We start from the raw sequence: 13,424 nt of genomic DNA, 5'->3' as shown, positions 1-13,424 counted from the left end.
TTTTTATTATTTTCGCACCATTCAAATTTTAAAACTATTTTATGAAAAAACTTTTTATTATTTTATTTTCACTAGCCATTCTAAGCTATTCTGCACAATCATCAAAACAAATTTTTGAAGCACCTAATCTTAAGGAATTGGCACAGTCTCATAAGCAAATAGCAATTCTCCCCTTTGAAACAAGGATTACCTATAAGAAGCTTCCAAAAAACTATAGTGAAGAGACTAATAAAGAGCAAGAGAAAACAATGGCAAAAAACATACAATCCAGTATGTATACATTTCTTTTAAGAAAAAATAAAAATTACACCGTTTCTTTTCAGGATATAGAAAAGACCAATACATTATTAAAGAAAGCAGGTATGCTAAGCCACATGGATGATTTTACAAAAGATGAAGTTGCAAAAGCTTTGGGAGTCGATGCTGTATTAGGTGGAAAATTTGAAACTATACAAACCAGAAGTGAAGCTGGCGCCATTGTAACTACAGTTTTATTTGGAGGTCTTGGAAGTAAAACAGGTTCTGGAACATTAACCCTGTTACTAAATAATGCCAATGATGGGGAAATGATATGGAGATTTGCTAAATCTATGGATGATGATATTTTTAGCTCCACAGATCTATTAATTGAAAGAATGATGAGAAAGGTTTCAAGAAACTTCCCATACGAAAAAAGCTAAAATTATACTGTCATACATAAAACTCACAAGCTATCTAAATTCTAGATAGCTTTTTATTTTAGCAGCTTATCCTTTTACCATTACCATTCATCAAATAAAATTTAGTATCAATAGCCTTCTTCGTTGTTTTGCGTCAGATTTAAACAACATTTACAATGAAACAACGAATTTTAGGACTCACTGTATTATTAGCATGTATTACCTGCTCTGTAGAAGTAAGCGCACAACAACAACCTTCTATTTTCCATTTAGGTGTAAAAGGAGGCGGAAACTTCACTAGGGTATCTACCTCATCAGGCTTAACCGGAAAATACGATTATGGCTATCATTTGGGAGCTATGGCTCGGGTTGATCTTGGTAGTTTATACGTACAGGGGGAAGCCCTATATAATCAAAAAAGAACATCTTATGACACTGGTAGCGAAGGTTCTCAAAAGCTAAAATGGAAATCAATCAATATTCCTATAGTAATTGGTTACAAAGTTATTAATGATAAAGACTATAACGTAAGAGTATTTGCAGGAGGTGTATACAGCTACGCATTTAGTGATAATCTTTCAGCTTCTAAAGCCTTACAGGAAAGCTTTAGAAAATTTGACAAATCCAATATCGGAATTACCGGGGGTATCGGACTGGATTATAAAAACTTTACAATAGACTTGAGATATGAAACCGGTCTTTCTAATGTTAGCAAAGAATTTAAATCCAAGCCCCATAGTTTCTCCCTTGGCATTGGCTACTTCTTATTCTAAAAACTTAAATTATCTTTACCAATTAGAAACTACGGATTTGTAGTTTCTATTTTTTTATAAACCTACTCTACATTATTTATGATAAAACCTTTTACTATAAGGAAGTATGTATTTACTATAATATTCTGGTTTGCTTTTGGCGTTTTCCTCTGGCTAAATTTCCAGGCAACAGACGGAAAATTAAATGCTTTATTTCAAACCTGTGCTATTTTAGTTAGCTCTTTTGCTTTTACTCAGCTTTTAACAGTCAAGCTTCTTCCAAAAGCTCTGAGAGCTAAAAGAATGAAATGGTTTCTTATACAGGCAATCCTGATCATTCTTTCACTCAGCATCCTATTTTCATTGATTTTTACTTACATTCATGTCGATACAAATACTCCTTTACCTGCAAATTTTTCGGATCAAATTCCTATCCTCTGGAAAGGTTTTTATCTCTCTATTTCTGCATCACTTCTTATAAATGGTACTGCCTGCGGAATAAAGTTTTATCAGGAACACGGAAAAATAGAACGGGATCATATCCTTCTTCAACAAGCACACCTGGAAAACCAGTTAAAGTTATTACAGGATCAGATCAATCCACATGTAATGTTCAACATTCTGAATCATATTCATATTCTTATGAAAAACAATACTGAATTGGCTTCTTTTCTTTTGTTAAAATTTTCAGATATACTTCGGTACCAACTTTATCACTGCAATCAGAATTTGGTAGTATTAGACAAGGAAATTCAGTATCTACAGGATTTAGTGGAGGTAGAGAAACTGAGATGGGGAAATGAATTGGATGTAAAAGCAGAATGGCTGATTGAAAATAAAAAAGCACTTATTGTACCCCTTCTTCTTGTTCCGTTTATTGAAAATGCCTTTAAATATGTCTGCAGACTTCCGGGGCAGACTGGCTATATAAATATTTCATGTATAGAAAAAGAAGGTCTGCTTAGCTTTTATATAGAAAACTCTTATTCGGATTTAGTGGTGAGCAGAAAGAAAGACGGAGCTCACGGAATTGGTTTGCAAAATGTAGAAAAGCGATTAAAGCTTCAGTATCCGGACACTCATGACCTTAAAATTGAATCAGAAGGAAACGTCTATAAAGTATCCTTAAAACTAAAATTATCCAACGAAAATGACCAATAATTATACTTTACCTAAAATGAAATGCCTGATTATAGATGATGAACCATTGGCAAGATTTCATCTTAAAGATATGGCAGACCAGATAGAATTTTTAGAAGTTACAGCTACCTGTGCAACAGCGTTGGAAGCAAATACTAAAATGCAGGAAAACCAGATTGATCTTATTTTTCTGGATATCAATATGCCCTATTTAACGGGGCTTGAATTTTTAGAACAACTGGAAAATCCACCATTATGTATTCTTACAACAGCTTATTCGGAATATGCTTTGGAGGGCTATAGATTACAAGTAGTCGATTATCTTTTGAAGCCTATAACTTTTAACCGTTTTTATCAGGCTGTAAATAAAGCTCAGCAGCAATTTATTATGGCTGAAAAAATGAAAAAAAATGTTCAGTTGGAAGATCCTTTTTTATATGTCCGACAAGGAGATACTTTTATAAAAGTTTCCTGGGTGGATATTCTTTATGTTGAAAGTATGCAAAACTATACTAAACTGCATTTTAAAGAAAAATCTATCGTAATCCATCAGACAATGAAAGCTATTGAAGAATCACTTTCGGCAGAGCATTTTTTCAGGATTCATAAATCGTTTTTAATTAATATCACTCACATAGAAATGATTTCCGGAGGTCGTCTGTATATTAATAAAACTGAGCTTCCTATATCCAGAACCCGTAAAGAAGAATTACTTAATCAGGTTGTCTATAAGAAGCTCATTAGTAAATAATAATCTGTCTATGGCAGATTCCATCGCAGCGCTACAGCTGCATAGAATGAGTTGGTAAAACTCGGATCTTTTTGTTTTTTCTCTTTAAAGATACTTTTCAGACTACGGTCATTCTCATTAAAAGATCTTACAAGCACACTTCCACCAGTAATACGCAGGCTTAATGATTTCCCGATTTTTATTTCAGGTCTTAATCCTGCTGTTATCTGCTGATAACCTAGTAGTATTGATTTATCTTCTTTTTTTCTCTCTACTACCATACCGTCTAATCCTACTACAGCTTTTAAAGCAAACATATCAGAAAACTGATAGCCAACAGTTGCCTCTTCCGGAAATTTGACGCTAATCTTAAATTTAGTACCTGTTTTCCAGTCTAAATAAATGAAAGGCATAATCATCGGAACTCCGAAAGCTGTCGTTACTCCTGGTCCAAACCCAAAAGCCAGATTAGGATTAAACTGCTTTATAAATACTACACCTCCCTGCCCCAGGATATCATTCTTGTCCACATTTTCCAAATCAGTATAGACACCAACCGTTCCCATGATCATCATGCTCCATTTCCCTCCTAAAGGCCTTATATGCTGCAATCCAATCTGCGCGTTCAGCATCTGATCCGGGAATAGTTGTGTAGCATAGTCTTTATGAGACAACTTAGCATAAGAACCACTTACTAACAGCGACCACGCTTTTAGCTTACCATCCTCTGTTTTCTTCACAGACAAAGGAATACTAAGATTCATTTGTATTCGGCGAAAGTTACTTTTTGAATTAGTTTTTGTGCTGTCTTCCGGACGGATGTAATTGGAATAAGGTATATATTCCGTTTTCAGTTCTCCGGAGATTCCGGATTGTGCATTTGCCCAATAAAAAAATTGGATCATACAATAAAAAGTGATCAAAAGACCTTTTCTCATAGCTTAAATTTTTTGCAAAGAGAGGTCTTTGATAATCTGGTACAAAAATTACTTGATTAGTTGCATTTGTGTTATGACGAAATGATAACATAACCGGACAAAAAAGATCAGAGAATATTCTCTGATCTTCTTACTTTATTTATATTTCATTTAAGAATTATACTGTCATTCCGATATCAATACCTTTAATTTTTCGATAGATATCAGTTGCATAATTATCCGTCATACCTGATACATAATCTATAATACCCAATACTTTCTGGTAATCGGAGACTCCTTCATAGACAAATTGCTTAGGCAGAAGGCGTAGTGCCATTTTATCATAGTTTTTTCTGTCCGATTTATTTTTTAGAATTGAAGGAATAAAATGGTTAAGTAATTCGTACATTACATTATATCCTGCATTTTCAATTTCTACGACTGCCCGGTGACGGTAGATATTTTCGATAGAATATTTCTCTATTTTTTTTAAAGCATCACACTCTTCTCCAAAAATTCCTAAAAGCGATTTGTTGAGACTTCCATCCAGGATTTGTGGAATATTCTTAATATAAATTTCTTTTGTTTTCGAAATCAGAGAGTTTATTACCTTAGCTCGTAAATAAGAAATTCTTTCGTTCTCATTGGTGATCTGGTCAAGGTTTTGTCTGACTCTTAGCATGTCATCAGAATTTACAGATTCTATAAGTGTAGTAAAAAGCTCTTCACAAGGTTCAGTTTTTACAATTCCCAGGCGGTGTGCATCCTCCATATCGATGATATTATAACAAATATCATCTGCAGCCTCTACCAACCATACAAACGGATGTCTTTTGTAGATAACCGGAGATTCTGAAGTCTTAATCAGATTGACAGATGAAGCAATATCTTCGAAAGTTTTTTCTTCACTCTGGAAAAATCCAAACTTCTTGCGCTGAAGATCCTTTTTACTAAAATCTTTAGCAGATGATTCACAAGGATATTTTGCAATAGAAGCTAGTGTTGTATTTGTCAGCATTAGTCCTCCTTCACTCTTGCCTATTTGCTGCTGGGTTAAAACTCTTATCGCATTAGCATTTCCTTCAAAATTAATCAGATCATTCCACTCTCTCTCAGAAAAGTGAGGCTTTAGAGAACTTTCATTTCTTTCAAAATAACTTGCAATAGCATCTTCTCCTGAATGCCCAAAGGCAGGATTACCAATATCATGACAAAGGCAAGCTGCAGCAATAACATTATTCAGATTATACTGATAAAATAGGCTACTTTCTTCTCCCAGATCAGCTGCGAAGTTTTCAGCAATATGTTCTCCTATTATACTTCCCAGAGAACGTCCTACAGAAGCTACTTCCAGAGAATGAGTTAATCTGTTATGTACAAAAACGCTTCCGGGCAACGGGAAAACTTGTGTCTTATTCTGAAGCCTTCTAAATGCCGAAGAAAAAATAATTCTGTCAAAATCTCTTTGATAAGCACTTCTGGATGCAGTTGTGCTTTCCTGTACTCCAGCCCTCTTGGTTGTATAAATCGTATTCAAATTCATTTCGGTACCAAAATTAAATCTAATTTTAAAGAAAAAGAATTTTTAATCCAGAAAATTGCACCTATTCCTTATATAATATATGTTTATGCCTTTTATTAAATAAACAATCAATTTAGTAAAAAAATAAATCAATCAGATTTCTATTGCTTATTTTAATTCTTTTATTAATTATATTTAATAAAAATTATACCCACACATATTAATAATCATTCACAAAAACCATTAAATAAAATTAATATTCATAACAAATATGTATTTATTTTTTCATTAACTTCACTGACTGTAACGGATTATAACTCAATATTTTTGGATTTATCCCGTTATATAATCTGAATAAAAAAAGAAATTTAATGGAGACTGTAGTAATTACGGGCGGAAGCGGTTTGATCGGAAATCATCTCGCTCAGCTTCTCGTGGAAGAAGATTATAACGTAATTCTTCTTTCCCGAACCCCCGACAAAAACAAAGGAAGTACTAATATTCAATTTGCAGGCTGGAATCCGTCCACAGGAGAAATTGATAAAAAAGCTATTGAAGAAGCCGATTATATTGTACATCTGGCTGGAGAAAATATTGGTAAAAAAAGATGGACAAAATCCCAAAAAAAGGAAATAGAAAATAGCAGAATCAAAAGCTCTGAACTTCTATGCAAAAGCCTTAAAGAAATCCCTAATAAAGTTAAAGCTGTAATTTCTGCTTCAGGTATTAATTACTATGGTGGTGATTATGACAACCGTATGACCTTTGATGAAACTGCTCCTAAAGGAAAGGGGTTTCTTGCCAATATATGCCAAAAATGGGAAGAAAGCATAAAGCCTGTTGCTGATACGGGAAAAAGGTTAGTGATTATGAGAACCGGTGTTGTAATGTCTCCTAAAGAAGGTGCTTTAAAAGAGTTTCTGAGGCCTTTAAGCTTTAGAATAGCTCCTATCCTTGGAAATGGTAAGCAAAGAATGAGTTGGCTGCATTTGGACGATATTACACGTGCCTATCTCCATGCTATTAAAAATGAATCTGTAGAAGGAACTTATAATATTACAGCTCCGCATGCTATTTCATATCACCAAGCTATCATTAAAATTGCGAAAACTAAATACAGAACTATTTTTATACCTCTCAAAATCCCTGCATTTATTTTAAAGATGATGAGAGGTGAAATGGCAGAAGGAACAGTTTTAACAGGTATTACAACAAATTCTGCTAAATTCACTAATACAGGGTTTCAGTTTTTATTTCCTATATTCAACAGAGATTGTATAAAAGATTTATTAAGAAAATAATTATCTGAAAAATCTTTCCATTCACAAACAAGAAAAGATAAAAAAGGCCGTATTACCAATGGTATACGGCCTCATTTGTGTGAAAAATAGTTTAATCTTCCTTCATATATATATTCACCTTCTCTGCGCATTTACGTCCTTCGGTAATCGCCCACACCACTAAAGATTGCCCTCTTCTGGCATCACCGCAAGTAAAAATTTTATCCTGATTCGTTTTATATTCAGTATCATTACCAATAAGATTGAGTCTTGGATCTAACTGAATATCTAAAGCTTCAACTAATCCTTTATGCTGTACATGTAAAAATCCCATTGCCAGAAAAGCATAATCACAGTCAATAATAAACTCTGATCCTTGCTTTTCTACAAAAGATGTATAACGCTTCGTTACCGGATCTTTCGCCCACTCTACTTCTGTAGCTCTTACTCCTTTCAGATTTCCCTGTTCATCTTTCAGAAACTCTTTACAGTTAATCATCCATTTCCTATCACAACCCTCATCATGAGAAGTCGTTGTTTTCAGAACCATTGGAAACATAGGCCATGGCATTGTTTCATCCCTTTGCATTGGTGGCATCGGCATAATCTCAATCTGTAGAATCTGTTCCGCTCCTTGTCTGTTAGAGGTGCCTATACAGTCCGAACCTGTATCTCCACCACCTATTACAAGCACCTTTTTTCCACTGACATTAATTTCCTCTTCAAGAAATCCTATATTGCTTACTCTTTTGTTACTTTGCTTCAGGAACTCCATGGCAAAATAAATACCTTTTGCCTCTCTGTTCGGAATAGGTAAATCTCTTGGAATTGTACTACCTAACGCCAATACAACAGCATCAAAATTACGGTCAAGTTCTTCCGCAGAATAATCTGTTCCAACATTAGTGTTAGTTTTGAAAACAACACCTTCCTGCTCCATTAATCTGATTCTCCTTTCTACAATTTTCTTATCCAGCTTAAAATCTGGGATTCCAAACCTCAACAATCCTCCTGCTTCCGAATCCCTCTCGAAAACAGTCACTAAGTGCCCCATCTTATTTAACTGATCTGCTGCAGCCAGCCCGGAAGGACCTGATCCTACTACAGCTACCTTTTTCCCTGTTCTGCTAATGGCAATCTGAGGCTTTACATAGCCTTCCCTGAAAGCTGTTTCTATAATATTTTTTTCAATCTCTTCTATGGTTACCGGTAATTCATTTATTCCAAGCACACATGATCCTTCACAAGGTGCCGGGCAGATTCTTCCGGTAAATTCAGGGAAATTATTGGTTGTAGAAAGTATATCATATGCTTTCTTCCATTGATTATTGTATACTGCATCATTAAACTCCGGAATCACATTCCCCAACGGGCAACCACTCTGGCAAAAAGGTATTCCACAGTTCATGCAACGGGCTGCTTGATTATTTAATAATTCAGCAGATGGCAAATGTTGGAATTCCTGATAGTGTTTCACCCTGCTTTCTGCCAGTTCTTTTACCGGTAATTCTCTCTCATATAATAAAAATCCGTCTGTCTTTCCCATTGCTGCTAATTAATTTCTTTGTTTTCTTTTTGCTTTTGTAAAGCTTTTTTATAATCTCTTGGATATACCTTTACAAAGTATCCCAATGCTTGTTCAAAATCACTCAGTAAATACTGACCTATCTCACTTCCTGTAATGGCAACATGCTCCTCTATTAATTGTTTGATTAACTGAATATCAGATTCCTCCAAAGACTCAAGATCTGCCATATCCGGATTAAAATTTTTATCCAGAGATTTATTAATATCCCACACATACGCGATTCCTCCACTCATCCCTGCTCCAAAATTTCTTCCGACATCCCCCAAAATAACAACTGTCCCTCCTGTCATATATTCGCACCCGTGATCACCTACTCCTTCGACTACAGCTGTTGCTCCGGAATTGCGGACACAAAAACGTTCTCCTGCCATTCCATTAATAAAAGCTTTTCCGCTAGTTGCTCCGTATAAAGCCACATTACCAATAATACTGTTTTCATGTGCTTTAATTTTAGATTCTTTAGGCAATCTTACAGCTAGCTTCGCACCAGAAAGACCTTTACCAAAATAGTCATTGGCATCTCCTTCTAAAATCATTGTAAGTCCCTTATTACAGAAAGCGCCATAGCTTTGCCCTGCAGTTCCCTTGAAGTCGAATACCAATGAATCTTCCTCCATTCCTTCGGATTTATACTTCTTGGTAATTTCATGGGATAATATAGTACCAATTGCCCTGTCCGTATTTTTAACTTCAAAGAAAACTCTGACATTAGATGTATTCTGCAATGCTTCCTCAGCTGCTTCAAGCATCTTCCAGGATATAGAATCATCCAATTCATTATCCTGATCTTCTGATTTCACCAATGGTAAATCATTTTCAACTTTTTGCAGGAAATCATTAAGATTTATATTCTGATGTTTCCAATGTTTTAGTTTTTCTTTTTTAGTCAAACACTGATACTGCCCTACCATTTCATCTATTGTTCTGAATCCTAAAGCCGCCATCAGCTCTCTTACTTCCGTAGCCAGAAATTTGAAATAGTTAACCAAATGATCCGCGCTGCCAGAGAATTTTGCTCTTAAATCAGGATTTTGCGTAGCAATACCTACAGGACATGTGTTTAGATGACATTTACGCATCAGAATACATCCCTGTACAATAAGTGCCGATGTTGCTATTCCCCATTCTTCAGCCCCCAGTAATGTAGCAATAACAATATCTCTACCAGTCTTTATCTGACCATCCGTTTGAATTGTTACCCGTTGTCTTAGTTTATTTTTAATTAAGGTTTGGTGTGTTTCTGCCAATCCTAGCTCCCATGGTAACCCTGCATGCCTTACAGAACTTACAGGAGATGCACCGGTACCACCATCATAACCTGATATTAAAATATGATCAGCTTTCGCTTTTGCTACACCAGACGCAATAGTTCCGACTCCTGCTTTTGAAACAAGTTTAACGCTAATTCGTGCATGTCTGTTCGCATTCTTCAAATCAAAGATCAGTTGCGCTAAATCTTCTATTGAATAAATATCGTGGTGTGGCGGCGGAGAAATTAAGCCTACTCCCGGAGTAGCATGACGGGTTTTCCCAATCCAGCTGTCTACTTTATCTCCCGGTAGTTGTCCTCCTTCTCCAGGCTTAGCACCTTGCGCCATTTTTATCTGGATTTCTTCTGCTTCAGCAAGATATCTGCTGGTTACGCCGAATCGCCCTGAGGCAACTTGCTTAATAGCAGAACGCATACTATCTCCATTTTGTAGCAAATCATATCGTTGTTCATCTTCTCCTCCCTCTCCGGTATTGCTTTTTGCTCCGATGCGATTCATTGCAATTGCCAAAGTTGTATGGGCTTCCCAGGAAATAGAACCAAAGGACATCGCTCCTGTAGCAAAACGTTTTAGTATATTTTCTATAGGTTCTACTTCTTCAATAGTTATTGTTTCACGGTCATTTTTTAGTTCCAGTAATGCTCTTAAGCTTACTGGCGCATCATTTCCTATATTAACTGCTCTGGAATATTTTTTGAAAATTTCATAATCATTTTTCCATGTTGCTTGTTGTAATAAATGAACTGTATTCGGATTATATTGGTGATATTCCCCTGTTTTTTTCCATTGATAAACTCCGCCTTCCTGCAACACTTCCTGTTTCATTACCGGACGGAAAGCATTGTTATGTTTAATAAGTGCTTCTTTGGCAATCTCATCAAATCCAATTCCCTCAATTCTCGATATAGCTCCTGTAAAACAGCTATTCACAACCATTTTATTAATGCCTACTATTTCAAATATCTGAGATCCCTGATAAGACTGTAAAGTTGAAATTCCCATCTTAGAAAAGATCTTTAACAATCCGTCTCCGACAGATTTTAAATAATTCTTTTTCAGTTGTTCCAGATCACCTTCAATCTCTCCTGCTAAATGTAACTGCCTGATGGAAGCTAAAGCCAGATATGGATTAATTGCCGTAGCGCCAAAACCTAATAATGCAGCAAAATGGTGTACTTCCCAAATATCTCCGGCTTCTATTACAATGCCTATTTTTCGTCGGGCTCCTTTTCTTACCAGATGATGATGAACTGCAGAACAAGCCAGCAATGTAGGAATTGCAACATGGTCGGAATCTATAGCCCTGTCTGAAAGAATCAGAACATCGAAACCATCTTCCACTGCATCCATAGCGTATCTACATATACGATCAATACCTCTTTTCAAGCTACCCGGATTTCCGTCAGCTTTGAAATAAGTATGAAGCGTTTTCGCCTGAAAATTCCCAGTATCTATACTCCTAAGTTTTTCCAGCTGTTCATTATTAAGAATAGGTTGTTTTAGCGTTATAGAATGTGCAAAGTTTTTATCCTCAGAAAGAACATTTCCATTTCCTCCAATAATTGTAGCCAAAGACATCACCATACGCTCTCGGATAGGATCTATCGGCGGATTGGTTACCTGTGCAAATAACTGTTTGAAATACGAGCTTAAATGCTGTGGCTTTTCGCTAAGTACAGCCAATGGGGCATCGAATCCCATAGAGCCAATAGGTTCTTTTCCGGTAAGCGCCATAGGTTTAATAACCTGATCTACATCTTCACGTGTATAACCAAATGCTTGCTGATATTTAAAAATATCATCTGCCTGCAGCATGGTAAAGCGTATTCTCGGCGCAGGTAGTTCTTCTAAGCGTATTTTCTGACTATCCAGCCATTCTTTGTAAGGCTGAGAAGTGCATATTTCTTTTTTAAGTTCTTCGTCACTGATAATTTTACCTTTAGCAAGGTCTACCAAAAACATTTTTCCGGGCTGAAGACGCCCGCTTTTTATAATTTTAGCAGGATCCACAGGCAATGCACCAGACTCCGATGCCATAACCACCATATCATCGGAAGTAACACAAAATCTGGAAGGTCGCAATCCGTTTCTATCCAAAGTAGCTCCGATAATTTTGCCATCTGTAAATGAGATAGAAGCTGGTCCATCCCACGGCTCCATTACACAGGCATGGAATTCATAGAAATGCTTTTTGTAATCTTCCATGATCTCATTACCATCCCACGCTTCAGGAATAAGCATCATCATAACATGTGGTAAAGATCTGCCTGCATGCACCAACATTTCTACCATATTATCCAGATATGCTGAATCTGACTGATCAGGAACAACTAGTGGCAAAAGCATATCTATTTCCTGAGCGGTAAAATAAGGGCTTGTAAAAGTTTTTTGAGACGATTTTAACCAGTTAAGATTTCCCTGTACAGTATTAATTTCTCCGTTATGTGCCAAATATCTAAAAGGCTGTGCAAGACTCCATGTAGGTGACGTATTAGTCGCAAAACGAGAATGCACCATACCAAAAGCAGAAGTAAGTTTGGGATTGGTTAAATCTTTGAAATAGTGTCTGATCTGTATACTTCTCAATTGTCCTTTGTAAACAAGCTTTCTACATGAAAGCGATGCTACATAAAAACCAATAGGGTCATTTTGCAGAACATTATTAATCTGATTACTGATATAATTGCGAAAAACAAAGAGTTTTTTTTCAAAACCATTTTCATCATCGATTCCAAAAGGCTTTTCGATGAAAATCATTTCCATTATTGGTTCTACTTCCTTAGCAAGTTCACCAAGTTCAATATTGTTTACAGGAACAGGTCTGTACCCCAAAACATTTAGTTCCAACCTGTCTGCGGCATGCTGAATAATATTTTTGCATTCATCAATAAGTGCCACATTTTTAGGAAAGAAGAACATTCCTACTCCATAGTCTCCCAGCCGGGGCAAATCTATTCCATAAGTGGAAGCTTCTTCTTCCAGTAGTTCATGTGGAATCTGGATTTGTATACCTGCTCCGTCTCCGGTATTACTTTCGTAGCCGGTAGCCCCTCTGTGCTCCATGTTCTCCAGCATTGTTATTGCATCTGCAACAACTTTATGGCTCTTAACTCCCTTAATATTAGCGACGAAGCCAACACCACAAGAGTCAAATTCAAATTCAGGTCTGTACAATCCATAATTCTTCATAGTCCTCAGTTTTCAGACACGAAATTACGAATTATATCTATAAAATAATATTTATATACATATTGAATAATTTTAACGCTTAATAAGTATTGATTTTATTCAATTTCAATCATTTTATTAAAAATGTAATATAATTCAATTTTATTGGAATGATTTCAATATTTAATTATCATATAATAAAACCATAAATTACTGATAATCAACAAACATACATTTAAAAACACTTGAGATTTCTTTAAAATAGAATTATAAAACAATCAACTACAAAGCTTATATTCAGATTTGTATTAAAATTATTTTCACATGCTGTAAATAATTTTATTTATTTTTTATAAGCAAAATAAATATTAAACATTAAAAATATAAAATTTTTAGA

The 13,424-nt window shown here is 35.5% G+C and carries 9 protein-coding genes; 5 read left to right on the top strand and 4 right to left on the bottom strand.

Annotated elements, in window-relative coordinates:
- The first annotated feature begins 41 nt into the window (after positions 1-41).
- The 4 genes from C8J95_RS10190 (at position 42) to C8J95_RS10175 (ending at position 3,302) form a co-directional block, all read left to right on the top strand.
- The gene (locus tag C8J95_RS10190) at positions 42-680 is read left to right on the top strand and encodes a hypothetical protein (RefSeq protein ID WP_107808239.1); all 639 of its coding nucleotides are present in this window, start codon (positions 42-44) and stop codon (positions 678-680) included.
- 155 nt (positions 681-835) lie between these two features.
- Positions 836-1,432 carry a porin family protein gene (locus C8J95_RS10185; protein ID WP_107808238.1) on the top strand — a complete coding sequence of 199 codons (597 nt, stop codon included), beginning with the start codon at positions 836-838 and terminating at the stop codon, positions 1,430-1,432.
- A gap of 78 nt (positions 1,433-1,510) precedes the next feature.
- Positions 1,511-2,572, top strand: a complete 1,062-nt coding sequence (locus C8J95_RS10180; protein WP_107808237.1) for a sensor histidine kinase — start codon at positions 1,511-1,513, stop codon at positions 2,570-2,572.
- Positions 2,562-3,302, top strand: a complete 741-nt coding sequence (locus tag C8J95_RS10175) for a LytTR family DNA-binding domain-containing protein (protein WP_065082692.1) — start codon at positions 2,562-2,564, stop codon at positions 3,300-3,302. Before C8J95_RS10180 ends, C8J95_RS10175 begins: the two co-directional genes overlap by 11 nt.
- An 8-nt stretch (positions 3,303-3,310) precedes the next feature.
- On the opposite strand, the gene C8J95_RS10170 is transcribed toward C8J95_RS10175, so the two are convergent.
- Positions 3,311-4,219, bottom strand: a complete 909-nt coding sequence (locus C8J95_RS10170; RefSeq protein WP_107808236.1) for a DUF6268 family outer membrane beta-barrel protein — start codon at positions 4,217-4,219, stop codon at positions 3,311-3,313.
- A 157-nt stretch (positions 4,220-4,376) separates the two neighbouring features.
- Positions 4,377-5,741 carry a dGTP triphosphohydrolase gene (gene dgt, locus C8J95_RS10165; protein ID WP_107808235.1) on the bottom strand — a complete coding sequence of 455 codons (1,365 nt, stop codon included), beginning with the start codon at positions 5,739-5,741 and terminating at the stop codon, positions 4,377-4,379.
- Positions 5,742-6,091: 350 nt separating this feature from the next.
- On the opposite strand from dgt, the gene C8J95_RS10160 reads away from it, so the two are divergent.
- On the top strand, positions 6,092-7,021 hold the full coding sequence (locus tag C8J95_RS10160; RefSeq protein ID WP_107808234.1) for a TIGR01777 family oxidoreductase: 930 nt from the start codon (positions 6,092-6,094) through the stop codon (positions 7,019-7,021).
- A gap of 91 nt (positions 7,022-7,112) precedes the next feature.
- Here the strand turns inward: C8J95_RS10160 and C8J95_RS10155 are convergent, their stop codons facing one another.
- Both C8J95_RS10155 and gltB read right to left on the bottom strand, forming a co-directional pair.
- A complete protein-coding gene (locus C8J95_RS10155) occupies positions 7,113-8,546 on the bottom strand; it encodes a glutamate synthase subunit beta (RefSeq protein ID WP_107808233.1) in 1,434 nt (477 codons plus the stop codon).
- 5 nt (positions 8,547-8,551) lie between these two features.
- Complete coding sequence (gltB, locus tag C8J95_RS10150) at positions 8,552-13,048, bottom strand: glutamate synthase large subunit (RefSeq protein WP_107808232.1); 4,497 nt, start codon at positions 13,046-13,048, stop codon at positions 8,552-8,554.
- Positions 13,049-13,424 lie beyond the last annotated feature (376 nt).

The sequence above is a fragment of the Elizabethkingia sp. YR214 genome, from assembly GCF_003058195.1.
In the GTDB taxonomy this organism is placed as follows: domain Bacteria; phylum Bacteroidota; class Bacteroidia; order Flavobacteriales; family Weeksellaceae; genus Elizabethkingia.
The sequence above is the reverse complement of the archived record's forward strand: the minus strand, read 5'-3'. Positions and strand labels throughout refer to the sequence as shown.